This is a genomic window from Arthrobacter sp. 05N425, assembly GCF_056397125.1.
The window spans coordinates 1-24,768 of sequence record NZ_JBFTMU010000014.1; the positions used below are offsets into that span (position 1 = coordinate 1).

Consider the following 24,768-nt stretch of genomic DNA (forward strand, 5'->3'; position numbering starts at 1 on the left):
CTCACCTTTCGGTGGGCGCCCGCCGTCGTTAACGCGGGTGGGTCAGCTGGCCTTGGCCAGTCCGGTGCGGGCCATGGCGTCGGCGTAGGCGACGCGCATGTCCTCGAGGTACTGCTCCTGGCGGGCCGGGGTGCCGGCGAACGCGCGGCCGCTAAGCGAGCGGACCTTGTACGTCTTCAGGCCGCGGCGCCAGATCATCGGCACCTCGGTCTTGAGCAGCAGGTTGGCCAGGCGGTTGGCTTCGGTTCCGTGCGCCACAATGACGGACGCGCGCGGCACCAGGGCGAGGAACTTCAGCAACGGCTTGAGGCCGGCCGAGATCTGGTCCGGGGTGAACTTGCCGTTCGGCTCCTCGCCCACGTGCCACGGGTGGACGTTCCACGGCATGACGAACTCCGGGCGCAGGCCCAGCTTCCACTGGATGCCGAGCATGCGGGTGGCAGCTTCCTCGTCCCCGGCCGTGATGAAGCCGGACGGATCCGCCGTGCCGATGTTGGAGTACAGGCTGATGATGCGGCACTCGTCGATGTCGTGGGCGGGATCCACGTAGGGGACCGTGGTGCCAGCTTTGGCGGTCTGCAGTGCGTCGCACAGTTCGTTGACCGGCGCGACGTTAGCTTCGTAACGGCGGCTCAGGAGCTGTTCGCGGAAATTTTCAGTGGCCAGGGCTGTCATGTATTGCTGGGTCTCCTGCGGATTGGTAAAGCTGCCAGACCGGCTGCTGGCACGCCAAAGACAGGGCGCGCGGAGGCCGGAGTGGTTTGAAAATGTGGTGTGGACCGATTCCTGTTCGGTCTCTACCAGTCTATCAAGCCCCGCGAAATGTCCGGCGAGTTGCCCGGGCCGGCAGCGGCCGGCCGGCCCGGTCCGGCTACCAGAGCCGCTTGCTGGCCCGCCGTGCGCCTTCCCCGAGCGCTTCGAGCTTGGCATAGGCGATCTGTGGATGGACGCGGCCGCCGAGGCCGCAGTCCGTGGACGCAATCACGTTTTCGCGGCCCACCAGGTCCGCGAAGCGCACGATCCGGTCCGCCACCAGGTCCGGGTGCTCCACGACGTTGGTGGCGTGGGAGACGACGCCGGGGATGATCGACTTTCCCTCGGGAAGCTTGGTGTCCTCCCAGACCCGCCATTCATGCTCGTGCCGCACGTTGGCCGCCTCGAAGGAGTAGGCGCCGGCGTTGATCTGCAGGACGGAGCCGATGATGTCCGCGAAGGGGATGTCCGTGGTGTGCGGTCCGTGCCAGGATCCCCAGCACACGTGCAGCCGGATCTGGTCCTGCGGGAGGTCGCGCAGCGCCCAGTTGGTGGCTTCGACCCGGAGCTGGATGAACTTCAGGTAGTCCTCGAGGCTTGGCTCGGGGTTGATCTGGTCCCAGCTCTCGGCCAGGGAGGGGTCGTCGAGCTGGACGGTCAGGCCGGCGTCGATGATGGCCTTGTATTCCTCGCGCATGGCATCGGCGCAGGCGTAGAGGAGTTCCTCATCGCTCTGGTAGTACTCGTTGGCGACGCGGGCGCAGGAGCCGGGGGAGAGGGAGGCGACGAACCCCTCGGTGAGGCCGGCCGCGGCCAGGCCGGTCTTGAGGTTGGTGATGTCCGAGGCCACGAGCGCCTGGCCGGTGTACGTCAGTGGCCCGGCGATTTTTGGCTGTGTGACGGCTTTGCGGTGGGCCAGGATCCCGGAGGAGGGGTCGTTGTACGCGTCGTTGAACTTTTGCCGGTCACGGCGGTCCGGGAACGAGGTGAGGACGATGTGGCCGGGCGAGGAACGGTGGACCTTGGCGTCGGCCCAGCGGTCCACCTCGGTGGGTTCCAGTCCGCCGAGCCGGGAGAAGGAGTAGTTCCACCAGGCGCCGTAGTCCACCGTGCTGGACATGGTGTGGCCGTACTCGCCGTCGTTGGGGATGTCGACGCCCAGATCCTTCTGGCGCTGCACGACGTCCACCACCGAGGTCTCCAGCAGATCCAGGAACTCGGGGGTGACGCCGTCGGCTTCCTTGGCCTCGTTCGCGGCGATGAGCTCCGGCGTCCGGGGCAATGAGCCGGCGTGGGTGACGCGGATGTGGTCGGTGTTCTGGGACATGGCGCGGTTTCCTTCCATCGGTCCTGGCGGTAGCACCCTCGCTGGCAGGCCGGCCACGGAGGCAGGCTGAGTCCGGCAGGGTTGCTGCGGCGTCAACGGTCCAGGTCCCTCGGCCGCTCGGGATGGTCACTCTCACTTAATTCCACCCACGCCTTTGCCGCAAGTCGTGCCCGCTATGTGTCGCAGTGTCCACGCGGGGAGCAAAAACGGTGCCGGCCACCGATTTCGGCTAAACTTGGGTGGTAAGAGCCCCGGACTCTGGCGTTGATGGTAAGAGCACAGCGGTAGATCCGGGGCATTCTCATGAACGGTGCTGAGCTGCGGTGACCACCTGGTGGATCACACACAGTCCGGCCCGAACGAATGGGGGAGGATCCCATGCCAGCAATCGTGATCGTCGGAGCCCAATGGGGCGACGAAGGCAAAGGTAAGGCCACCGACCTGCTCGGCGGCCGTGTCGACTACGTCGTGAAGCCCAACGGCGGCAACAACGCCGGGCACACCGTCGTCGTGGGCGGTGAGAAGTATGAGCTGAAGCTCCTTCCTGCTGGCATCCTGAGCCCGAACGCAGTCCCGGTGATCGGCAACGGTTGCGTGGTGAACCTTGAAGCCCTGTTCCAGGAGATCGATGGCCTCGAAGCCCGCGGCGCGGACACCTCCAAGCTGCGCGTCTCCGCCAACGCCCACCTCGTGGCGCCGTACCACCAGGTGCTGGACAAGGTCACCGAACGGTTCCTCGGCAGCCGCGCCATCGGCACCACCGGCCGCGGCATCGGCCCCGCCTACATGGACAAGGTGGCCCGCCTCGGCATCCGCGTCCAGGATGTGTTCGACGCCTCCATCCTGCGGCAGAAGGTCGAAGGCTCGCTGCGGCAGAAGAACGAACTGCTGGTCAAGGTCTACAACCGCCGGGACATCGAGGTGGACGAGATCGTGGACTACTTCCTGTCCTTCGCCGAACGCCTGCGCCCGCTGGTCATCGACAGCACCTTCGTGCTGAACAAGGCCCTGGACGAGGGCAAGGTGGTCCTCATGGAGGGCGGCCAGGCCACGTTCCTCGACGTCGACCACGGCACCTACCCGTTCGTGACCTCCTCGAACCCCACCGCGGGCGGAGCCTCCGTGGGCTCGGGCATCGGCCCCACCCGGATCTCGCGCTCCATCGGCATCATCAAGGCCTACACCACCCGTGTCGGCGCCGGACCGTTCCCCACGGAGCTGTTCGATGAGATGGGCCTGTACCTGCAGAAGACCGGCGGCGAGTTCGGCGTTAACACCGGCCGTCCGCGCCGTTGCGGCTGGTACGACGCCGTCCTGGCGCGCCACGCCTCCCGAGTGAACGGCTTCACGGACTACTTCGTGACCAAACTGGACGTGCTCACCGGCATCGAGCAGATCCCCGTTTGCGTGGCCTACGACGTCGACGGCGTCCGCCACGACGAAATGCCGATGACCCAGACCGAGTTCCACCACGCCAAGCCGATTTTCGAGTACTTCGAGGGCTGGACCGAGGACATCACCGGCGCCCGCACCCTGGACGACCTGCCGGAGAACGCCCGGAACTACGTGCTGGCCCTGGAAAAACTCTCCGGCACCCGGTTCTCCGCGATCGGCGTCGGCCCGGACCGCGACCAGACGATCGTGGTCAACGACCTCATCAACGACTGACGCTTCAGCAACCGACGCACGACGGCGGCGGCGGGTCACCTGCAATGGTGGCCCGCCGCCGTCGTCGTTAAAGCCGCAGTTCGGGACCGTCGCGGGGGCCGCCCAAAAAACAAAAAAGAAATTCTCATCGATGCGTAACCTTTCGGTGTGCCCCAGCGATTACTCCTTTGTAAGCGCCGCCCGGAGCCCTGGTCCCCCCACCAGGTCCGGCCGGCCTTGTAGCTGAAGATCCGACCGGCGCCTGCCCCCATCAGGCGCCGGGGACTTCGAGAGAGATCCGACGGGCACCTGCCCCATCAGGTGCCGACAGGACTTCGACCGTAAGTGCTGGCTGGCGCCTGCCCCCATCAGGCGCCGGCCAGCCTTCAACCAACCAAAGGATGTACGTTTTACATGAAGAGTGTTAGCAAGACCACCAAGATTGCTGTCGGCGCCGCGATTCTCGCGGTCGGAGGTTTCTCCGGAATCGGCCTGGCCAACGCGGCCCAGACGTCCAGCACCCAGCAGGCTGAAGTGAACCACGCTACGCCCGCCACCCCCGCTGTTCCGGCTGTTCCGGCTAACACGGAACTGCCCGACGCACCCGCCACCCCGGCCGTTCCGGCCGTTCCCGCTACCCCGAACGCTGACGGGTCCGCCAAGGGCGACGCCGACGTCGAGGGTGCCGCTGAGGGCTCCGTGTCCGCTGACAACGACGGCGTTGCCGTCGACGGTGCCGCCAATGCCAAGGGCGCTGCCGAGGCCAAGGCCCACGCCGGCGTAACCGTCGCCACCCCGGCCGTTCCCGCCGCCAAGGGCGCCCCGGCTGTCAAGGCCGTGCCGGCTGTTCCGTCGGTTGAGCAGCCCAAGCTCGACAAGTAAGCACCAAACGCCTCTCTTCGGAGGCGACGGGGTGCGGCCGCTAGACTATCGGGGGCCGCACCCCCTGCAGTAACGGAAGGAAAGCCTCTTGGCAGACCAGCTGAGCGACGATGAACTGTCAGCAGCTCTGGCTGGCGACCCGTCAGGATTCAGCGCCGTCTACACCGTGATCTCCCCGGCGGTGCTCGGCTACTTCCGGGCCAAGGGCGTTGACGACGCCGAGGCCCTCACCCAGGACGTCTTCGTGGACGTTCTGCCGAGACTGGCCAACGTCACCGGCGGCCACACCGGGTTGCGGACCTTCATCTTCTCCGTCGCCCATGCCCGGCTGGTCGACCACCACCGGCGCGCCGAACGCACACCGTACCTGGCCGAATATGACCCGCTGAACGACGCGCGGTGTTCCGCTTCCGCGGAGGACGAGGCGCTTGGTTCCCTGGGCGGCCTGTCCCACACACTTGCCCGGCTCAACGAAGAGCAGCGGGAAGTCCTGGTCCTGCGGATCGTCGCAGACCTCTCCATCGATCAGGTGGCCGGCATCATGGGTAAGACCCCGGGTGCCATCAAACAGCTTCAGCGGCGCGGGCTCAGTGCCCTGCGCGAACTTGTAACCGAAAAGGACCACGCAGCATCATGACCGGCACGCGCGACCCCCAGCAGGATGGCAGCATCCAGGCGATGCTCCGTGACTCCGGCCTCGAAGCTGCCGCCGAACTCCGCAGCACCCTCGAGCAGCTGCAGGCCCTGGTGCCGGAGCAGGCACCGGCGCCCCGCGCCGACCTTGCCGCGCTGCTCTCCGCCGGTTCAGCTGATGCGGTGGCCCGCTCCGCCGACGACCTTCCGGCCCGCTCCGCCGACGACCTTCCCGCCGGTGTGAGCAGCCTGGCGGACCGGCGGCGCGGCCACAAACGCCGGATGGCCCTGATTGGTGGCGCCGTAATCGGTGCAATGAGCCTCGGCGCCGGCGCCGTGGCGGCCTCCAGCCACGACTTCCGTGAGAATGTGGGCCACACCCTCGGCGTTATCTTCCACCCCGCCGCACCCAGCCGCACCCCTGCCCCTTCCGGCGGCACGCCCTCGAATCTGCCGGCGGCCCCGGTTCCGGTGCCGGCTGGCACGTCTCCGTCCCTGGCTGGTCCGGCGGCGCCCTCGGCCCCGGCAACAGCGCAGGTCCCGAAGCATGCCGGCCCCGTCGCTACTCCTCCCGCCGTCGGCCGCGGCGGAGTTCTTCCGATGCCGGGACACCGGCCCGTAAAGCCCGGCTCCCAGGGCCAGAACGGCCGGGGCCTCGTACCCGGGCCGCTGCCGACGTCCCCCGCACTTCCCGGGCTTCCGACGGCTTTCCCCACCGCCAAGCCGTAGCGGTCGCGCCGCCTGGGCATCCCGGTTAACCCAAGTAGCTCGCAGTTGTTGTCGTTTTGAGTGCTCAATACGACAACAACTGCGAGCTAGTTGGGTTAAGGGGCCTCGTTTAGGCGAGGACCTGCCGCTTGGAGGAGATGACACCGGTGTCGAAGCCCGCCAGGTGCAGGCCGCCGTGGAAGCGGGCGTGCTCGATCTTCACACAGCGGTCCATCACGACGTCGAGTCCGGCCGCTTCGGCTTCCTTCGCGACGTCCTCGTGCCACGAGCCCAGCTGCAGCCAGAGCGTCTTGGCGCCCGCGGCGATGGCCTCGTCCAGCACGCCGGGCAGGTCATCATGCTTGCGGAACACGTCGACGATGTCCGGGCTTTCCGGCAGGTCAGCGAGCGAAGCGTACGTCGGCTCGCCCAGGATCTCCTTCACCACCGGGTTCACGAAGTAGACCTTGTAGCGGGTCGAGGACTGCAGGTAGGTCGCGACGAAGTAGCTCGCCCGCGACGGCTTGTCCGAGGCGCCCACAATCGCGATCGACTTGGCCTGGCGCAGCAGGGCCAACCGCTCGGGCGCCGACGGGCCGGTCCAGGTACGGGTTTCTTCGGTGCTCATGCGTTTGCTCCGATCGTGCAGATATCCGCGGGAAGGACTTCCCCGGCCGATGTGTCCGGGGCTGGCTCTTCGGTTGCCGCGTCCAGGGCCTGGTCGAGGTCCCAGAGGATGTCCTCGATGTCCTCGAGGCCGATCGAAATCCTGACGAGGTCCTCCGGGATGCCGGCGGATTCGAGCTGCGCCGGGCTGAGCTGCTGGTGGGTCGTGGAGCCGGGGTGGATCACCAGGGTCCGCGAGTCGCCCACGTTGGCCAAGTGCGAGGCCAGTTGCAGGGACTCGATGAACTTCTGGCCCGCGGCTCGGCCGCCCTTGACGCCGAAGGAGAACACCGAGCCGGGGCCCAGCGGCAGGTACTTCCGGGCCCGGTCGAAGTGCGGGTGCGAGGGCAGGCCGGAATAGTTCACGTAGGCCACCCGCTCGTCGGCTTCAAGCCATTCGGCCACCGCTTGGGCGTTCCTGAGGTGCTCGTCCAGGCGTTGCGGGAGCGTCTCCACGCCCTGCAGCAGCTGGAACGCCGACTGGGGGGACAGTGCGGGTCCGATGTCGCGCAGCTGCTCGCAGCGCAGCTTGGTGAGGAAGCCGTACTCSCCGAAGTTCCCCCACCAGGAGACGTTGCCGTAGGAGGCCACCGGTTCGGTCATGGTGGGGAACTTGCCGTTCCCCCAGTTGAAGCGGCCGCTTTCGACGATGACGCCGCCGAGGGTGGTGCCGTGGCCGCCGAGGAACTTCGTGGCGGAGTGGATCACAATGTCCGCGCCGTGCTCGATCGGCCGAACCAGGTACGGGGTGCTCAAGGTGGCGTCGACGACGAGCGGGATGCCGGCGTCGTGTGCAACCTTGGCCAGCCCCTCAAGGTCCTGGACCTCCGACGAGGGGTTGGCCACCACCTCGACGAAGATCGCCTTGGTGTTGTCCCGGACTGCGGCGGCGTAGTCCGCCGGGTCGGTGCCGGCCACGAACGTGGTGTCCACCCCGAAGCGGCGCAGCGTGACGTCCAGCTGAGTCACCGTGCCGCCGTAAAGCTGGGATGCCGCCACAATGTGGTCGCCGGACTGGGTGAGCGCGGCGAAGGTAATGAACTCCGCGGCCATGCCAGAGGATGTGGCCACCGCGCCGATGCCGCCCTCCAGCGAGGCGATGCGCTCTTCAAACGCGGCCACCGTGGGGTTGCCGATCCGGGAGTAGATGTTGCCGTATTTCTGCAGCGCGAACAGGTTGGCGGCGTCCTGGGTGTCCTTGAACACGAACGACGTCGTCTGGTAGATCGGCACGGCCCGGGCGCCGTGTTCGGCGTCGGGCGTGGCGCCGGCGTGCAGGGCGCGGGTGCGGAAACCGAACTTGCGGTCAGCCATTACGCGTTCACCAGCTTGTTGGCAGTGCCGGATGCGGCCGGGGTGCCGGACAGGTCGAGCTCGACGCCGTGCTTGCGCGCGAGGTCCGCCTCGAGTTCGCGCACGATCGGCAGGATGTCCGCACCGAACGCGGCGACCTCCTCCTGGAAGTGCAGGTAGCCGGTGAGGAAGAGGTTCACGCCGATCTTCTTGTACTCCACAATCCGCTCGGCGATCTGCTCCGGGGTACCGATCAGCTGGGTCTTGAAACCGTCGTTGTACTGGACCAGGTCCTCGAAGCTGGAGTCGGCCCACATACCCTTGCCGTCCTTGGTGGACGCGCCGGCCTCCTGGACGGCGGCGCGGAAGCCCTCGACGGCGGGCCTGTGCGCCTTCTCGACGATCTCGCGCAGGGTGTCGCGGGCTTCCTTCTCGGAGTCGCGGGCGATGACGAAGCCGTTTAGGCCGAACCTGGGGGAGGGGAGAACTGCCGGGAGGGTTCCCTGGGCACCGCGCCCGGTGTCACCGGCAGCGGCAACCACGCCGGCGATGTTCTCCTTGAAGCCTTCCAGGTCCTTGCCGTTGGAGAAGTACCAGTCCGCGACCCGGCCTGCCGTGGCCTGGGCCGCGGTGGAGTTGCCGCCGAAGAAGATCTCCGGGTGCGCCCGCCCGGGCACATCCACGGGGGCCGGCTGCAGGGTGAAGTCGGTGATGTTGTAGTACTTGCCGGACTGGCTGTACTCCTGCTCGGTCCACAGCCCGCGGAGCACGCGGATGAACTCCTCGGTCCGGACGTAGCGCTCGTCGTGTTCGAGCCATTCGAGGCCGAAGTTCTCGAATTCGGCCTTGAGCCAGCCGGAAACGATGTTCACGGCGGCGCGGCCGTTGGAGATGTGGTCCGCGGTGATGATGAATTTAGCCAGCACGCCGGGGTGCCACATGCCCGGGTGGACGGCGGAGATCACTTTGAGCCGCTCGGTGGCGGCCAGCAGGGCGAGGCTGAACGAGGTGGCCTCGTGCTGCTTGTCCGCGCCGTAGGAGGCGGCGTAGCGGGTCTGGGTCAGTGCGTATTCAAAGCCGGAGTTCTCGGCGATCCGGGCCAGCTTCTTGTTGTACTCGAAGTCCCAGCCGGTGCGCTGTTCGATGGTGGACACCACCAGGCCGCCGGAGACGTTGGGGACCCAGTAGGCGAACTTCAGGGGTTCGGAAAGACGGGCGACGCTGCTGGTGTCAGTCATTGGTGTTCCTTACTTCTGGGGTATTTCTGGTGTTATTGCGGTCGCGCAGGACGGTCTGGATGCCGGCGATCGACGGTTCATTCTGCAGGGAGGTCGTGTCGCCGAGCGTGGTTCCTTCGAACAGTTGCGTCAGCAACCGGCGCATGATCTTGCCGCTGCGGGTCTTCGGCACGTCGGGAACGACGACGACGTCGCGCGGCTTCGCGATCGGCCCGATCCTTTCTCCGACCCAAGCCTTCAAATCGGCGGTGATTTCCTCCGTAGCCGCGCATCGCGCGAGCGAGGAACGAGCGAGTGAAGTGATCGGACCGGGGTCCCCGGGCGAGCTTGCGAGCTCGGGGGAGTCCGGGAACGCTAAGCGGCGGGAGGGGATCATCGCCGATTCCCGAAGCACAACGAACGCCACAATCGCGTGCCCGGTCTTCGGGTCGGCGACCGGGCAGACGCCGGCCTCCACGACGTCCGGGTGCGAGACGAGGGCAGATTCGATCTCGATCGTGGAGAGCAGGTGCCCGGAGACGTTGAGGGTGTCGTCCACCCGCCCGAGGATCCAGATGTCGCCGTCGTCGTCGTACTTGGCGCCGTCGCCGGCGAGGAACCAGCCTTGCTCGGCGTACTGGCGCCAGTAGGAATCGAAGTAGCGTTGCGGGTTGCCCCACACGGTCCGGGCGATGGCGGGGCCGGGGGCGTCCACCACGATGAAGCCCTGGACTCCGGGCGGGACGGTGTTGCCCGCCTCGTCCACGATGCGGGTGCCGACGCCGGGCAGCGGCCGGGCCGCGCAGCCGGGTTTGAAGTCGGTGTCCGTCGGGGCGGGGGAGAGGATGGTGGCGCCGGTTTCGGACTGCCACCAGGTGTCCACCACCGGCGCCGTGCCGGCGCCCACGTTCTCCCGGAACCAGCGCCATGCCTCGGGGTTGACGGCTTCGCCGACGGTGCCCAGCAGACGGATGGAGGAGAGGTCGTAGCCGGCCGGGACGCCGTCCGGGAACCAGCCCATCAGCGACCGGACCAGGGTGGGGGCGGTGTAGTACTGCGTGACGCCGTAGCGTTCGATGATTTCGAAGTGCCGGCCCGGGTGCGGGGTGTTGGGCGTGCCCTCGAAGATCACCTGCGTGGCGCCGTTGGAGAGCGGGCCGTAGAGCTCGTAGGTGTGGGCGGTGACCCAGGCCAGGTCCGCCGTGCACCAGTGGACGTCCCGGTCGCGGAGGGCCGGGTCCGGGTTGCTGAAGAGGTGCTCGAAGCTCCAGGACGCCTGCGTGAGGTAGCCGCCGGAGGTGTGGACCAGGCCCTTGGGCTTTCCGGTGGTTCCGGAGGTGTACATGATGAACAGGGGTGTCTCGGCGTCGAACGCCTCGGGTTTGTGGACGTCGGAGGCGGCCCCGACTGCGTCGTGCCACCACACGTCACGGCCTGCGGCCATCGGGACGGCGGCCAGGTGTTCCGGCGCGGTGGTGCGGTTGACCACCAGGACGTGTTCGATAGCGTTGTCCCCGGCGACGGCCGCGTCCGCGTTCGCCTTCACCGGCACGGCGACGCCGCGGCGGAACTGCCCGTCGGTGGTGACCAGCAGCTTGGCGCCCGTGTCTTCCACCCGGAACTTGAGCGCCTCGGCCGAGAAACCGCCGAACACGAGCGAGTGGATGGCGCCGATCCGGGCCACGGCCAGGGTGATGATCACCGTTTCGGGGATCACCGGAAGGTAAATGACCACCCGGTCGCCCTTGGCGATGCCGAGCTCCAGCAGGGCGTTGGCGGCCTTGCCCACGTCGCGCTGCAGTTCGGCGTAAGTGATGGTGCGGCGGTCGCCGGGCTCGCCCTCGAAATGCAGTGCCACCTTGTCGCCGCGTCCCGCCGCTACATGACGGTCGACGCAGTTGTAGGCGACATTGAGCTTCCCGCCGTCGAACCAGCTGATCTGCGGGCCCATGCCCGCCGAGGCGTCGGCCGGGACGCAGCGGTGCGCGGTGTGCCAGGGCTTGTCCTGGCCCGGCCCGTCCGCCCAGTCGAGCCGGAGGGCGGCCGCCTCCCAAAACGCGATGCGCCCTTCCCCGGTGGAGGGGAGACTGGCCGGTGCTGTCTCGGTAGCTACGCCCATCGTTTCACCGCCCATTTCTCGGCGAGGCCCAGCAGGGCGTCGGTGACCTTACCGATCACGGCCAGCAGCACGATCGCCAGCAGCAGCCGGTCCGTGCGGCCGTTGTTCTGCGAATCCGTCAGCAGGAAACCGAGCCCCATTGAGGAGGCGATGAGTTCGGCGGCGACCAGGAACAGCCAGGCCTGGGCCAGCGCGAGCCGGAGCCCGGAGAACACGGCCGGCACGACCGCCGGGAGCTGGACCGTGGTCAGCAGCTTCACGCCCTTGAGCCCGAAAGCCCGCGCCGCTTCGACCAGGTTCCGGTCCACGTGACGCAGCGCGAGTGAGACCGTGGTGAAGACCGGGAAGAACGCGCCGATCAGGATCAGGGTGATCTTGGAGTCCTCGCCGATCTTCATCCAGAGGATCAGCAACGGCACCCAGGCCAGCGACGGGACGGCCCGGAGTGCGCCGATGGTGGGCGCGAGCAGGGCATCCGCGAGCCGGGACAGGCCCACCAGGGACCCAAACACCAGTCCCAGCGCCGCGCCGGCCGCGAAGCCGATCAGCACGCGCTGGGTGGAGATCGCGATGTGCTGGCCGAGTTGGCCGCGCTGGAGCAGGTCTAGGCCGGCCTCCAACACCATGGCCGGCGGCGGAAGCTGGACCACGCTGAACACCCCGGCGGCCGTGGAGAGCTGCCAGGCGGCCAGCATCGCAGCGGGAATGATCAATCCAAGGAGCAGACGCGCCCAGCCGTTGGCCAGGATCCCGGCGGGGGACCATCCGTTCGCCGGGGAGCCGCCTCCACCCGTGACGGGGGAGTCCGGCTGGGCGGCGTCTGCCGGAGTTGCGGGGACGGCTGCAGCGCGCCCGTCCGCAACGTTGTTGCCGGTGAGGTAGGGATTTCCGAGGTGGGTCATCAGGAATCCTTGATGGCGGACGCGTCCGCCTTCTTCACCAGCGAGTCATCGAGAAGCGAGGCGACGGCGTCGTCGATCTGCTTCTGGCTTGCAACGTCCCCGGTTTCCACGAAGGTCGGGCCGATCTTCGCCAGCACCTTGCGCTGGGCCTCGCCCGGCGCCGGGTTGACATCGAGGTTGCTGCGCTGCAGCACCACGGTCTTCGCGACGGCGAGGTCCAGGCCGGCKGCGTCGGCGAGGATCTGTGCGGTTTCCTCCGGGTTGGCCGCCGCCCAGGCACGCGCCTTCTCGTAGGCGTTGACGACGGCCTGCGCCTGCTTGGGCTTCTCCTTCAGGAAGGATTCGGTGGCGTTCAGGAAGCCGTAGGTGTTGAAGGATAGATTCCGGTAGAAGAGCTTGGCGCCCTTCTGCTCGGCCCCGGCCATGATCGGGTCGAGCCCGGACCACGCATCCACCGAGCCGTTATCCAGCGCCGCACGGCCGTCGGCGTGCTGCAGGTTCTGCACGGTCACGTCCTTTGCGGACAGGCCGGCTTCGGAGAGCGACTGCAGCAGGAAGAAGTACGGGTCGGTGCCCTTGGTGGCCGCCACCGACTTGCCCTTGAGGTCGGCCACCGTGCTGATGCCGGAGCCCGGCTTGGTTACGAGCGCCGCCCACTCCGGCTGCGAGAAGATGTCAATCGCCTTGATCGGCGATCCGTTGGCCTTGGCCAGGAGGGCAGCCGAGCCGGCGGTGGAGCCGACGTCGATCGCGCCGGACCGCAGCGCCTCGTTGGCCTTGTTCGAGCCGGCGGACTGGACCCAGTTGACGGTGACGCCCTGGTCCTTCAACGCTGTCTCGAGCCAGCCTTTCTTCTTGATCACGAGGCTCAACGGGTTGTAGGTCGCGAAATCGATGTTCAGTGCGGCGGTCCCGGCGGCGCCGCTTGCTGCGGGCTTGCCGGAACCCTCGCCGGCGACGCAGCCGGTGAGGGCCAGGGCGGCGGAGACGGCCGCGGCCGTGAGGACCGAGCGGCGGGTGGCGGAGCGGTGGTTGGTCTTGCGGGCGAAGGGCATGGAGGTTCCTTTGAGAACGGTGGATGCGGATGCGGAGGAGGGGAAGGACGGTGGGGCGGGCCGGCGCGGCAGGCTCTGGCTGTGGCGCGGCCCGCGGCCGGTTGTCCGGGGAGCGGTGGGTGGTTAGTGGCCGTCGACGCCGAGGCTGGCCAGGAGCGAGGCCCGCATTCGGGCCAACTCCGCGGAAGCCCGGTCCCGGGGACGTTCGCCGGGGACGACGACGGTGCGGACAATCGTCGCGCCCGGCGCCGGGGTGCCGGATTCGGTTGCGCGGGCTGGTTCCTTGCCGAGGACGATGATGCGGTCGGCCAGCTGGAGGGCTTCGTCGACGTCGTGGGTCACCAGCAGCACGGTGGTGGGCTCCGCCCGGTGGACCTGCAGCAGCAGGTCCTGCATCTTGATCCGGGTCAGGGCGTCGAGGGCGCCGAAGGGTTCGTCGAGCAGCAGGACGCCCGGGTTGCGCGCCAGGGCGCGGGCCAGGGAGGCACGCTGGGCCATGCCGCCGGAGACCTCGCGCGGCCGGTGCTTGGCGAAATCCTGCAGGCCCACGAGTTCAAGGAGCCGGGCGACCTTGGCCTTGCCGTCCCTGGCGCTGACACCGGTGGGCAGGCCGATGGCGATGTTGGCCTGCAGGGTGTGCCAGGGCAGCAGGCGCGGCTCCTGGAAGGCGAAGGCGCAGCGCGCATCCACACCCTGTACCTGGACGCCGTCGATCTCGACGGCGCCGGCACTGGGGGCATCGAGGCCGGCGGTGGCGCGCAGCAGGGTGGACTTGCCGCAGCCGGACGTGCCCAGGATGGCGAGGACTTCACCGGCCAGGACATCGAAGTCCACGTCGCGGAGCACGGTGTGGGCCTCGCTGCCGGAACCGAACGCTCGGCGCAGGCCGCGGAAGGACACCGGCAGCGCGGGCGTGCGGGTGGTTTCCCCGGCGGAGGCGTCCGCGGACGCGACAGTTGCGGAGGGGGACAGGACAGCAGTCATAGGAGTACTCCATCGGTCCTGGCAGTAGCACCCTACGGAACGAGCCTCCGGCACGGGTGGTCAGTCCGGCCGTTCCCGTGGCTCGCTACCTTGCTATCGGCGGGTTCCGGGGAGGAACTCCGACGACCAGGGTTGCTGCGGCTTCATCGATCCAGGTCTCTCGGCCGCTCGGGATGGTCACTACCCACTAAAACGGAATCACCGATTTCCCCCAAATCCGGCGCGTAATATTCGGACACCTGCCCGCGTTGCACGGGCTGCCGGTCGATTGTTCGAAATGCGGCCCGGGCGGCCCGGTGCGGCACGGCCCAGTCAGTGGTCGGCCATAGGCTGTCTACATGACCCATGTGAACGACCCCGCGGTTATCGAACGGCTCCTGCGCACCAAGGGCAGGTGGGCGATCGTGGGCCTGACCACCAACGAGTGGCGCGCCGCCTATGACACGTCGCTGTATATCCGCGACCGGCTCGGCATGGAGATCATCCCGGTCAATCTTCCGGCCGACCCGGTACACGGCGAGACGGGCTACGCCAGGCTGTCCGACATTCCGGCGGCCAAGCAACCGCTCGACGTCGTGGACTGCTTCGTGAATTCGCACAGGGTGGGCGACGTGGTGGACCAGGCGATAGCCGTCGGAGCGAAGGCTCTCTGGCTGCAGCTGGGCGTCATCGACGAAGCCGCCGCCGCACGTGCCAAGGCGGCCGGCCTGGACGTGGTCATGAACGCGTGCCCGGCCCAGGAGGCGCCGCGCTTGGGGCTCTGACGGCCGCCGTCGCCGACGGCGACCACTGCCGGTAGCTGCGCTGACGGCCGGGCTAGGCTGGGAGCATGGACGCAGCAGCACTCCGCAGGATTTGCCTGGGCTTCCCGGGCGCCTTCGAGGACTATCCGTTCGGCCCCGATACCGCGGTCTTCAAGGTCCGCGCCGCGGTGCCCGGCGGGGCGCGGCACGAGGCCAAGATGTTCGCCCTGTCCGCACTGGACCCCGCGGACTTGGTCGTGAGCTTGAAGTGCGAACCCGCGCTCGCCGAACAGTTGCGGGCTGCGCATCCGGAAATTACCGGCGCCTGGCACCTGAACAAGCGGCACTGGAACGGGGTGCGGCTGGACGGTTCGTTGCCGGATTCCATGGTCCGCGACATGGTGGAGGACTCCTACGACCTTGTGGTCGCCGGCCTGAGCCGCCGCCAGCAGGAGCAGCTCGGCTGGGCCCGGCTGGCCCGCGGGGAGGCGCAGCCGTGACCGGGCCGCGGATTGCCAGCGGCGAGCTGAACTATGCGGGGATCGGCGCCACCGAGACCGGCGCCCTGCCGGACGGGATCGAGTGCCTCGTCACCCAGGCCTACGTCGGCGACGGTGAAGCCGCCTACCGCCGGGCGGTGCAGGGCCTGCTGACCTGGCAACTGCACAAGCGCGCCGGGTTGCGCGTCCGGGCGGAGTCCGACGTCGTGCGCCCGGGGACGCGCGTGGTGAGCGGGTTCGGCGTCGGCCCGTTCCGGATCAACGCGCCCTGCGAGGTGGTGTGGGTGCGCCGACCCGTAGCCGGCGGCGGGCCGCAGTCCGCGGGATTCGGCTACGGGACCCTGCCCGGGCATCCGGTCCGCGGCGAGGAATCGTTCGAAATTTCGCTCGACGCACAGGGTCTCGTGCTGATCAAAGTCACCGCTTTCGGGGTTCCGGCCAACTGGTTCTACGCGGCCGGGGGCGCCGTCACCGCCGGGGCGCGCCGGATCGTCACTTCCCGATACCTTAGGAGTGCGCAAGAACTGGCCGCAGGTGTGAACTGAGAGGTGCAGAAAATGCTGAATCAACAGACCCTTGACCGCTTCTGGAACTTTGACGACCCCGGCCTTTCGGAGGCCCGCTTTCGCGCGGCGATCGCGGATTCGGCTTACGACGACGACGAACGTGCCGAGCTCGCCACCCAGCTGGGCCGTGCGATCGGCCTGCAGGGCAGGTATGAGGAAGCCGACGCGCTGCTGGACTCCATCGACGGCGACGAACCCACGGTGGCCGTCCGGGTGCTGCTGGAACGCGGCCGAGTGCTGAACAGCAGCGGCCACGCCGAGATGGCGGTCCCGCTGTTTGAGCAGGCCGCCGAACTCGCCGACCACCTGGGCGAGGATTTCCTGGCCGTCGACGCCCTGCACATGCTGGCGATCGCGGACACCGCGCACGCCGAGACGTGGACCCGTAGCGCCCTGGAGTACGCGTCCACGGCGCATGACGCCCGGACCCGGCGCTGGATGGTGGCGCTGCACAACAACCTCGGCTGGACGCTGCACGAGGCGGGACGCTGCGCCGAGGCCATGGTCGAGTTCCAGCTCGCCGAGCAGTGGGCGGAAAGGGTGGGCACGCCGCAGCAGCAGGAACGCGCCCGGGCGGCCATCGATGCCTGCTGAGGCTCTGCCAGAATTGAAGCTCCGGAATTCCCAATGAAAGGCAACAACTCGTGATCTTCATCGTCGTTAAATTCAAGGTCAAGCCCGACTGGTCCGAGCGCTGGCTCGGCCTCGTGGAGGACTTCACCCAGGCCACCCGGCAGGAGCCCGGCAACCTGTGGTTCGACTGGTCCCGCAGCGTGGAGGACCCCAACGAATTCGTCCTGGTCGAGGCCTTCAAGGACGACGCCGCCGGCGACCACGTCAACAGCAGCCACTTCAAGCAGGCCATGGCGGACATGCCGCAGGCACTGCAAGAGACGCCCCGGATCATCAGCCGCCAGTTCGACGGCGAGGGCTGGGACCGGATGGGTGAGCTCACCATCTGACCGGCGTCGATTGCTCCGAGCTTGCAAGGCTAGGGAGCCGGTGGGAAGCAGTCGATAGGCTGGGGTCATGTGGATCGGTTGGATTGAATTCGACGTCCTGCTCGGCGACGTTCACACCCTCAAGGAGAAGCGCTCAGTCGTGCGGCCGGTCTTGGCCGAGCTCAAGCGCCGCTTCGACGTCTCCGTGACCGAGGCGGGATTACACGACCAGTACCGGCGTGCCGTGATCGGCGTCGGCCTGGTTGCGGCTGACCGGGCGCACCTGATCGAGGTGCTTGCCGCCGTCGAACGCTTCATGGCCGCAAGACCGGAACTCGAGCTGCTCAGCGCCCGCCAGCGCGAACTGCGCAGCGACGATTAAGAAGCAACGCGGGGTCACTTACGGCCCATCCCGAGGGGATTTATGGGCGGTAAGTGACCCCGCGTTGCTTGGAGCCGGAAGTGCTAGCCGAAGTACTTCGGCAGGGTCGCCTCGTGGGCTTCGCGGAGTGCGTCCAGGCCCAGGGTGTCGACGCCGTTGATCTCCAGCTTGCCGCTCTCCGCGTCCACGACGCCGATCCGGACGTGCTCGAAGCCGCGGGCGGTGCACATGTCCTTGAACCGGATTTCCTCCGAGCGGGGCACTGCCACAATGGCGCGGGCCTGGGACTCGGAGAAGAGCGCGGTGAACAGGTCCACGCCGTCGCGGTCCATCACGTCCTGCAGCGAAATGCGGGCACCGACGCCGTAGCGCAGCGCGGACTCGACGAGGGCCGCCGCGAGGCCGCCTTCGGAGAGGTCGTGCGCGGAGTCGACCATGCCGTCGCGTGAGGCGTTGATCAGGATTTCACCGAGCTCGCGTTCCGCGGCGAGGTCCACCTTGGGCGGCAGGCCGCCCAGGTGTCCGCGCAGGTTGGACCATTCCGAGCCGTCCAGTTCCGCCGCCGTCGTGCCCAGCAGGTAGATGGCCTGGCCGTCCTCGCGCCAGCCCGAGGGCGTGCGGCGGGCGACGTCGTCCAGCTTGCCGAGCACGGCGACCACCGGGGAGGGGTGGATCGGCACGCTTCCGGTCTGGTTGTAGAGCGAGACGTTGCCGCCGGTGACCGGGATGCCGAGCACCATGCAGGCGTCGGACAGGCCGCGGATGGCCTCGGCGAGCTGCCACATGACGTCGGGATCCTCGGGGGAGCCGAAGTTCAGGCAGTCGCTGACGGCCATCGGCACGGCGCCGGAGGTGGCCACGTTGCGGTACGCCTCGGCGAGGGCCAGCTGCGCGCCGTGGTACGGATCGAGGTAGGTGTAGCGGCCGTTGGCGTCGGTGGCCAGGGCCACGCCCAGGCCGGTTTCCTCGTCCACCCGCACCACGCCGGCGTCGTCCGGGAACGCCATGGCGGTGTTGCCGCCGACGTAGCGGTCGTACTGGTCGGTGATCCAGGACTTGGAGCACATGTTCGGCGAGGCGACGAGCTCGGTGACCGCGGCGGCCAGTTCCGCCGGGGCGGCGGGGCGGCCGGTGTCCTGCACGGAGCCGGTGAAGGCGTCGGCCTGGACGGCGTCCTGCCACTCCGGGCGGGCGTACGGGCGGTCGTAGACCGGACCGTCGTGGGCCACGGTGCGCGGGTCGACGTCGACAATCACTTCGCCGTCCCAGGTAATGATCAGGCGGCCGGTGTCGGTTACCTCGCCCAGCCATGAGTACTCCACGGCCCACTTGTCCATGACCGCTTCGAACGCGGCGATGTTCTCCGGGGTGACCACGGCCATCATGCGTTCCTGCGACTCGGACATCAGGATCTCGCCCGGCGTCAGCGTGGGGTCGCGCAGCAGCACGGAGGTCAGCTCGACCTCCATGCCGCCGTCGCCGTTGGAGGCGAGCTCGGACGTGGCGCAGGAAATGCCGGCCGCACCCAGGTCCTGGATGCCCTCAACCAGGGATCCCTTGAAGAGTTCCAGGCAGCATTCGATCAGGACCTTCTCGGCGAAGGGGTCGCCCACCTGCACGGCGGGGCGTTTGGAGGGCTTGGTGTCATCGAAGGACTCCGAGGCCAGCACCGAAGCGCCGCCGATCCCGTCGCCGCCGGTGCGGGCACCGAACAGCACCACCTTGTTGCCCTTGCCGGAGGCGTTGGCGAGGCGGATGTCCTCGTGCCGCATGACGCCGACGGCGAGGGCGTTGACCAGCGGGTTGCCCTGGTAGACGGAGTCGAAGACCATTTCGCCGCCGATGTTCGGCAGGCCCAGGGAGTTGCCGTAGCCGCCGATGCCGGCCACGGCGCCGTGCATGACGCGGGCGGTGTCCGGGTGGTCGATGGCGCCGAAGCGCAGCGGATCCATCACTGCCACCGGGCGGGCGCCCATCGAGATGATGTCGCGGACAATTCCGCCGATGCCGGTCGCGGCACCCTGGTAGGGCTCCACGAACGACGGCGAGTTGTGCGACTCGATCTTGAACGTCACGGCCCAGCCGTCGCCCAGGTTGGTGACACCGGCGTTCTCGCCGATGCCCACGAGCATGTCCTTCTTCATCTCCTCCGTCACCTTTTCGCCGAACTGGCGCAGGTGGTTCTTGGAAGACTTGTAGGAGCAGTGCTCGCTCCACATCACGGAGTACATGGCCAGCTCGGCGCCGGTCGGGCGCCGTCCGAGGACCTTGACGACCTCGTCGAACTCGTTCTGCTTCAGGCCCAGCTCGGCCCAGGGGAGCTCGGTGTCCGGGGTCCGGGCCGCGTTCTCCACGGTGTCGATGTTGAACTTCTTGGCGGTCTCCGCGGGCGCCGCCACTGCGGGTGTCTCCGTCATTTGTTGTCTCCCACGATCTTGTTCAGGACAGAGGTGAAGAAGCCGAGGCCCTCGGTGCCCGAGCCTTCTTCCGGGCCGAAGCCGGCTTCGACGGCGTGCTCGGGGTGCGGCATCAGGCCCACGACGTTCCCGGCGGCGTTGGAGATGCCGGCGATGTCGCGGCGGGAGCCGTTCGGGTTCCAGCCGACGTAACGGAACACCACGCGGCCCTCCGCCTCAAGCGCGTCGAGCGTCTTCTCGTCCGCGATGTACTGCCCGTCCTGGTTCTTCAGCGGCACCGTGATTTCCTGGCCTAGAGCGTAGTCGCGGGTCCAGTCGGTCGTGTTGTTTTCGACCCGCAGGACCTGGTCCCGGCAGAGAAACTTCAGGTGGTCGTTCTTGATCATCGACCCGGGCAAAAGGTGCGACTCGGTGAGGATCTGGAAGCCGTTGCAGATGCCGAGGACCGGCAGCCTGGCGTCCGAGTTGGCGGCATCGATGACCTTGGCCATCAGCGGCGCGAAGCGGGAGATGGCACCGGCGCGGAGGTAGTCGCCGTAGGAGAAACCGCCGGGGATGACGACGGCGTCGACGTCGCCCAGGCTGGTGTCCGCGTGCCAGAGGGCCACCGGGGTGGCGCCGGCCAGGCGCACCGCGCGGGCGGCGTCGCGGTCATCGAGCGTGCCCGGGAAGGTGACGACGCCGATCTTGGCACCGGCGAGCTGGGGGTGAGCGGCGACGGCCACGGCCTCACCGATCAGGGGAAGTTCAGTCATCTCAGGCCTCGACGACCTCGACGTTGACGACGTCCTCAATGACCGGGTTGGAGAGCAGGGTTTCCGCGGCGTTCCGGGCCTGGGCCAGGATCTCCTCGGTCACCTCGCCGTCGACGGTCAGTTCGAAGCGCTTGCCCTGGCGGACAGAGCTGAAAGCGGTGAAGCCCAGGCGGGGCAGTGCACCCACGATGGCCTTCCCCTGCGGGTCGAGAATCTCGGGCTTGGGCATGACGTCGACAACGATCCGGGGCATCCGGCAACTCCTGTGCGTGAGCATTGGGTAAGGGCGCAGCGGAGTAGTGCCGTCTCACGCCGATCCGCTGTGTGGTGAGGACAACGGTGTTTAACAACAACATGGAACGGGCGCTCCGCGAGCTTGCACGGCCATTCTACCGGGCGGCGTGCATCACGGCGCATTCGTGACCGGGCGGTGCTCCCGGCGGCCCGGGTCTGGGGCGGCTATGGTCTCTGCAGGGTGCGCTCAGTAGGATGAGCCCCATGGCTGAGAAATCGAAATCCGTGTTGCTTCCTGTGATGGCCGCCGCCGTCTTCGCGGGCCTTGGCAGGATGGTGTTGCAGAAGATCAAGGCGGACCGGGCAGCCAGGTCCAGCAATGTGGCCGGCCCCCTTGATGACAAGACGAGGGCCTGGATCAGCGAGGTTGTCCGAACGCCCCGCCAGTAGCCAGCCGGTGCGGCCGGGGCCCAGCAGCCCCCATTAATTTCCCGTTTAAAGCCGAGGCGGCGTCGCCGCCCCGGCTTTGCCATGCCCCGGGAACGCGTCGATTGTCGAGTGATGTGACTAATTTCGATTAGTCACCTGTGGTCTATGTCATATTCAGCTCTCAGTCTGTACTGTATGAATCGGCTGGTATCCGCTGGGGGCGAGAGTCACCTCCTGATCCCGCACCCGAACCAGCCGTCGTCCCCGGCAATGGCGCCGGGACCGTTCCTTCTGAAAGGTTCCAATCACTCGTGAAATCACCAGGAAAGAGCTTCCTTCGAAGCGGGGGACTCCGGAGGGCCGCGGCACTGACCCTGGGCTTGCCGGTTCTCCTTTCAACAGTCGCCATTGCGCCCGCCACCGCGGCGCCGGCCCAAGGATCCGGCGTCGCCGGAATCGCGCAGAAGAATCTGGACCCCGCCAACTACCGGGATGGTCGGTACATCGTCGTGCTGGCTGAGAAACCGGCGGCCACGTACGACGGCGGGACGGCGGGTTTGGCGCCGACCAAGCCGCAGCAAGGCAAGAAGCTGGACACAAAGAAACCGGCCGTCCGGCAGTACGAAGCCCACCTCGAGAAGAAGCAGGCCGAAGTCGCCGGGAAGCAGAACGTCGCGATCAAGCGCCAGTTCACCGCGGCAGTCAACGGCTTTAGTGCGAACCTGACCTCAGACCAAGCAATCAAGCTGGCGAAGAACCCGGACGTGCTGGTGGTTGCACCTGACACCGAGAACGCTCCTGACTACTCCAGCACCGATTTCCTCAAGCTCAGCGGTGCCAATGGCACCTGGAACACCAAGTTCGGCGGCCAGGCGGCGGCCGGCAAGGGCGTCGTCGTCGGTGTTATCGACACCGGTTACACGCCGGGCAGCGCCTTCTTCGCCGGCGACCAGGTCAAGCCGCTCGTCGGCAGCCCGGTGGTCGGTGTGCCGTACCGCACTGAAGACGGCAAGATCGCCATGCTCAAGGCCGATGGAGACACCTTCGTTGGCGAGTGCCAGAAGGGCACCGAAACCGGAGCGGACTTTGACGGCTCGGCCTGCAACTCCAAGGTGCTCGCGGCGCACTACTTTGCCGACGATTTCACGAGCTATGTCAAGCCCGAGAACCGCTCTCCGCTGGAGAAGCTCTCCCCGGTCGACGTCGCCAGCCACGGCACGCACACGGCCAGCACCGCCGCGGGCAACGCCAATGTGGAGACGTTCGTTGACGGCCGCAGCTTCGGCCTGACCAGCGGCATGGCTCCGGCTGCCAAGCTGTCTATCTACAAGGTCTGCTGGGAAGACACGGATCCGAATACCGGCGGCTGCTATTCCTCGGCATCCGTGGCGGCCATCGATCAGGCAATTCAGGACGGCGTCGACGTGCTGAACTACTCGATCTCGGGCTCCACGACCACCACCACCGACCCGGTGTCCATGGCCTTCCTGTCTGCCGCATCGGCGGGTATCTTCGTCTCCGCCTCGGCTGGCAACTCCGGTCCAACCGCGAGCACGGTCAACCATGGCGCTCCGTGGCTGACCACGGTTGCCGCAAGCAGCTTCTCCCAGGAATTGCAGGGCACCGTCGAGTTCTCTGACGGCACCAAGTTCCGCGGCGCCAGCATCATGAACCGCGAGGTCAAGGACGCGGGTGTCGTGCTGGCAGCCAATGCGGCCGCCACCGCCGGGGACGCCAATGCGGCACTGTGCGGACCCGACACCCTGGACCCTGCCAAGGTCGCCGGAAAGGTTGTGGTCTGTGACCGCGGCGTCTTTGACCGCGTTGCCAAGAGCGCGGAGGTCAAGCGCGGCGGCGGCGTCGGCATGATCCTGGTGAACCTGAGCAACTCCTCACTCGATACGGACAAGCACTCCGTTCCGACCGTCCACGTGAACCCGCCGGCCACCGAGGCCATCAAGGCCAAGGTGGCCGCGAACCCGGCCATCAAGGTGTCCCTGATCAACAAGGACACCACCGGGCTTCCGCTTGAGGCGCAGCCGCAGATTGCCGGCTTCTCCTCCCGCGGCCCGCTGCTCGCCACCGGTTCAGACCTGCTGAAGCCGGACGTTGCTGCTCCCGGTGTTGCCGTACTGGCCGGCGTTTCGCCGATCGGCACTGGCGGGGACAACTTCGGCTTCATGTCCGGAACGTCCATGGCTGCACCGCACGTAGCGGGATTCGGCGCGCTGATCCTCGGCAAGAATCCGAAGTGGTCACCGGCCATGGTCAAGTCTGCGATGATGACCACCGCCTCCGACGTCAAGCTTGCCAATGGAAGCAAGGACCCGGACGTCTTCGCGACGGGTGCAGGCCAAGTCGATCCGGCCCGCGTCCTGGATCCGGGCCTCGTCTATGACGCCAATGACGAGGACTACCTGAAGTTCATCCAGGGCACCGGCGTCGACCTCGGCATGCCGGGTCTCGGCGTGACCAAGCCGCGGGATATGAATGTACCGTCCTTCGCGCTGGGCAACCTCACAGGCAAGATCGAGGTCACCCGCACGCTGACCGCACTGACCCCGGGCACCTACCGCGTCAAGGTCGATGTGCCCGGCGTCAAGGTGACCGTTACGCCGTCCATCCTGACCTTCGGCTACGCCGGCGACAAGAAGACCTTCAAGGTCTCGTTCGAAAACCAAAACGCGGCCCTGGGCAAGTTCGCCATGGGCACGCTGACGTGGCAGGGTGCAAACAAGAACGTCGCGTCCCCGGTTGCTGTCCGCCCCCAGGCGGTCGTGGCGGCCAGCGATGTGGCCTTCTCCTCCGAGGGTGGCACCGGCTCCGGCGCCATCAAGGTGGTCTCCGGCAGCAACAGCCCGATCAACATGACCCTCGACGGGCTGTCGAAGGCCGATTCGTCTGCCATCGAGCTGGTGCCCGGCGATGCGATTCTCGGGGCCAATGATGCAGCGAACTTCGGAAAGTCGGTTCAGGTCCCTGCCGGTGCACCGTTGGCCAAGTTCTCCGCCCTGTCCTCGGATCCGAATGCGGACTTCGATATGTACGTCGTGACCCCGGCCAATCAGCTGGTTCAGGTCGCAACGTCCTCGGCGAGTGAGTCCCTGTCCATCCCCAATCCGGCTCCGGGAACTTACCGGATCTTCGTCAACCTCTACGCCAGCCCCAACGGCCAGGCTACGAAAGCAAGCGTCGATGCGGCCGTCCTTGGCGCCAATGTCGGCAATGCGACTCTGACCCCGAACCCGCTGCGGCTCGCGAACGGAACGTCCGGCCAGGTCACCATGAACTGGAAGGGGCTGGCAGTTGGCTCCTACATTGGACGCGTGACCTACGCAGGCGCCAGTGAGCCGACATTTGTCAGCGTGCTGGTGACCCCGGCCGGCGCCGTAGTGGTTCCGCCGACTTCGGAGGACCAGGACAGCAACGACGGCCCCGGGGAGAGCACGGACCAGGGTAAGCACAACGGCAAGGATCACAAGGACAAGAAGGAGAAGGGCAAGAAGGTGAAGAAGGAGAAGGGCAAGATCCAGAATGCGGAGCTGTCCAAGGCTCCGAACAACGCCATCTAGGCGACTGAACACCAAGTAACAGCGATGGTCGGCGGTTTTCACC

General features: G+C 67.4%; 24 protein-coding genes. 12 read left to right on the plus strand and 12 right to left on the minus strand.

Annotated elements, in window-relative coordinates:
- Nucleotides 1-42: 42 nt before the first annotated feature.
- Both AC1DGE_RS14260 and AC1DGE_RS14265 read right to left on the minus strand, forming a co-directional pair.
- Entirely contained in the window at nt 43-675 is a 633-nt protein-coding gene (locus AC1DGE_RS14260) for a uracil-DNA glycosylase family protein (RefSeq protein WP_441417922.1), read from the minus strand.
- Between the two features lie 196 nt (nt 676-871).
- On the minus strand, nt 872-2,080 hold the full coding sequence (locus AC1DGE_RS14265; RefSeq protein ID WP_441417921.1) for a cobalamin-independent methionine synthase II family protein: 1,209 nt from the start codon (nt 2,078-2,080) through the stop codon (nt 872-874).
- Between the two features lie 378 nt (nt 2,081-2,458).
- On the opposite strand from AC1DGE_RS14265, the gene AC1DGE_RS14270 reads away from it, so the two are divergent.
- From AC1DGE_RS14270 to AC1DGE_RS14285, 4 genes are all read left to right on the plus strand, one after another.
- Complete coding sequence (locus AC1DGE_RS14270) at nt 2,459-3,748, plus strand: adenylosuccinate synthase (RefSeq protein WP_441417920.1); 1,290 nt, start codon at nt 2,459-2,461, stop codon at nt 3,746-3,748.
- Between the two features lie 393 nt (nt 3,749-4,141).
- Nucleotides 4,142-4,609, plus strand: a complete 468-nt coding sequence (locus AC1DGE_RS14275; protein ID WP_476917655.1) for a hypothetical protein — start codon at nt 4,142-4,144, stop codon at nt 4,607-4,609.
- Nucleotides 4,610-4,697: 88 nt separating this feature from the next.
- A complete protein-coding gene (locus AC1DGE_RS14280; RefSeq protein ID WP_441417918.1) occupies nt 4,698-5,246 on the plus strand; it encodes an RNA polymerase sigma factor in 549 nt (182 codons plus the stop codon).
- On the plus strand, nt 5,243-5,971 hold the full coding sequence (locus AC1DGE_RS14285) for a hypothetical protein (RefSeq protein WP_476917656.1): 729 nt from the start codon (nt 5,243-5,245) through the stop codon (nt 5,969-5,971). Before AC1DGE_RS14280 ends, AC1DGE_RS14285 begins: the two co-directional genes overlap by 4 nt.
- A 109-nt stretch (nt 5,972-6,080) precedes the next feature.
- Here the strand turns inward: AC1DGE_RS14285 and AC1DGE_RS14290 are convergent, their stop codons facing one another.
- From AC1DGE_RS14290 to AC1DGE_RS14320, 7 genes are all read right to left on the minus strand, one after another.
- Nucleotides 6,081-6,578, minus strand: coding sequence for a CoA-binding protein (locus AC1DGE_RS14290; protein ID WP_441417916.1), 498 nt, complete (start codon nt 6,576-6,578; stop codon nt 6,081-6,083).
- Complete coding sequence (locus tag AC1DGE_RS14295) at nt 6,575-7,930, minus strand: O-acetylhomoserine aminocarboxypropyltransferase/cysteine synthase family protein (RefSeq protein WP_476917657.1); 1,356 nt, start codon at nt 7,928-7,930, stop codon at nt 6,575-6,577. The genes AC1DGE_RS14290 and AC1DGE_RS14295 overlap by 4 nt, the downstream gene beginning before the upstream one ends.
- The gene (gene sfnG, locus AC1DGE_RS14300) at nt 7,930-9,147 is read right to left on the minus strand and encodes a dimethylsulfone monooxygenase SfnG (RefSeq protein ID WP_476917658.1); all 1,218 of its coding nucleotides are present in this window, start codon (nt 9,145-9,147) and stop codon (nt 7,930-7,932) included. Before sfnG ends, AC1DGE_RS14295 begins: the two co-directional genes overlap by 1 nt.
- Entirely contained in the window at nt 9,140-11,245 is a 2,106-nt protein-coding gene (locus AC1DGE_RS14305) for an acetate--CoA ligase (protein ID WP_476917659.1), read from the minus strand. Before AC1DGE_RS14305 ends, sfnG begins: the two co-directional genes overlap by 8 nt.
- Nucleotides 11,236-12,147: an ABC transporter permease gene (locus AC1DGE_RS14310; protein ID WP_476917660.1), complete on the minus strand. Its 912-nt coding sequence runs from the start codon at nt 12,145-12,147 to the stop codon at nt 11,236-11,238. The genes AC1DGE_RS14305 and AC1DGE_RS14310 overlap by 10 nt, the downstream gene beginning before the upstream one ends.
- Nucleotides 12,147-13,202: an aliphatic sulfonate ABC transporter substrate-binding protein gene (locus tag AC1DGE_RS14315; protein ID WP_476917661.1), complete on the minus strand. Its 1,056-nt coding sequence runs from the start codon at nt 13,200-13,202 to the stop codon at nt 12,147-12,149. Before AC1DGE_RS14315 ends, AC1DGE_RS14310 begins: the two co-directional genes overlap by 1 nt.
- Before the next feature lie 123 nt (nt 13,203-13,325).
- Entirely contained in the window at nt 13,326-14,186 is an 861-nt protein-coding gene (locus AC1DGE_RS14320) for an ABC transporter ATP-binding protein (protein WP_441417910.1), read from the minus strand.
- A 338-nt stretch (nt 14,187-14,524) separates the two neighbouring features.
- Between AC1DGE_RS14320 and AC1DGE_RS14325 the strand changes: the two genes are divergently transcribed.
- The 6 genes from AC1DGE_RS14325 (at nt 14,525) to AC1DGE_RS14350 (ending at nt 17,318) form a co-directional block, all read left to right on the plus strand.
- A complete protein-coding gene (locus AC1DGE_RS14325) occupies nt 14,525-14,950 on the plus strand; it encodes a CoA-binding protein (protein ID WP_441417909.1) in 426 nt (141 codons plus the stop codon).
- A 65-nt stretch (nt 14,951-15,015) separates the two neighbouring features.
- Nucleotides 15,016-15,429 (plus strand): MmcQ/YjbR family DNA-binding protein, encoded by a 414-nt coding sequence (locus AC1DGE_RS14330; protein WP_441417908.1) that lies wholly within the window; start codon nt 15,016-15,018, stop codon nt 15,427-15,429.
- Entirely contained in the window at nt 15,426-15,974 is a 549-nt protein-coding gene (locus tag AC1DGE_RS14335; protein WP_476917662.1) for a DUF1990 family protein, read from the plus strand. Before AC1DGE_RS14330 ends, AC1DGE_RS14335 begins: the two co-directional genes overlap by 4 nt.
- Before the next feature lie 12 nt (nt 15,975-15,986).
- Nucleotides 15,987-16,589 (plus strand): tetratricopeptide repeat protein, encoded by a 603-nt coding sequence (locus AC1DGE_RS14340; protein ID WP_441417906.1) that lies wholly within the window; start codon nt 15,987-15,989, stop codon nt 16,587-16,589.
- Between the two features lie 50 nt (nt 16,590-16,639).
- Nucleotides 16,640-16,957 carry a putative quinol monooxygenase gene (locus AC1DGE_RS14345; protein WP_441417905.1) on the plus strand — a complete coding sequence of 106 codons (318 nt, stop codon included), beginning with the start codon at nt 16,640-16,642 and terminating at the stop codon, nt 16,955-16,957.
- A gap of 67 nt (nt 16,958-17,024) precedes the next feature.
- Nucleotides 17,025-17,318: a DUF503 domain-containing protein gene (locus AC1DGE_RS14350; RefSeq protein WP_476892878.1), complete on the plus strand. Its 294-nt coding sequence runs from the start codon at nt 17,025-17,027 to the stop codon at nt 17,316-17,318.
- An 83-nt stretch (nt 17,319-17,401) separates the two neighbouring features.
- Here AC1DGE_RS14350 and purL read toward each other — a convergent pair whose 3' ends face one another.
- From purL to purS, 3 genes are read right to left on the minus strand one after another with little or no spacing between them, the layout of a single operon-like run.
- Nucleotides 17,402-19,735: a phosphoribosylformylglycinamidine synthase subunit PurL gene (gene purL / locus AC1DGE_RS14355; protein WP_441417903.1), complete on the minus strand. Its 2,334-nt coding sequence runs from the start codon at nt 19,733-19,735 to the stop codon at nt 17,402-17,404.
- Entirely contained in the window at nt 19,732-20,490 is a 759-nt protein-coding gene (purQ, locus tag AC1DGE_RS14360) for a phosphoribosylformylglycinamidine synthase subunit PurQ (RefSeq protein WP_441417902.1), read from the minus strand. The genes purL and purQ overlap by 4 nt, the downstream gene beginning before the upstream one ends.
- Nucleotide 20,491: 1 nt before the next feature.
- Entirely contained in the window at nt 20,492-20,743 is a 252-nt protein-coding gene (gene purS / locus AC1DGE_RS14365; protein ID WP_011690410.1) for a phosphoribosylformylglycinamidine synthase subunit PurS, read from the minus strand.
- A gap of 245 nt (nt 20,744-20,988) precedes the next feature.
- On the opposite strand from purS, the gene AC1DGE_RS14370 reads away from it, so the two are divergent.
- Entirely contained in the window at nt 20,989-21,174 is a 186-nt protein-coding gene (locus tag AC1DGE_RS14370) for a hypothetical protein (protein WP_441417901.1), read from the plus strand.
- Between the two features lie 290 nt (nt 21,175-21,464).
- Entirely contained in the window at nt 21,465-24,725 is a 3,261-nt protein-coding gene (locus AC1DGE_RS14375) for a S8 family serine peptidase (RefSeq protein WP_476892877.1), read from the plus strand.
- The last annotated feature ends 43 nt before the right edge of the window (nt 24,726-24,768 follow it).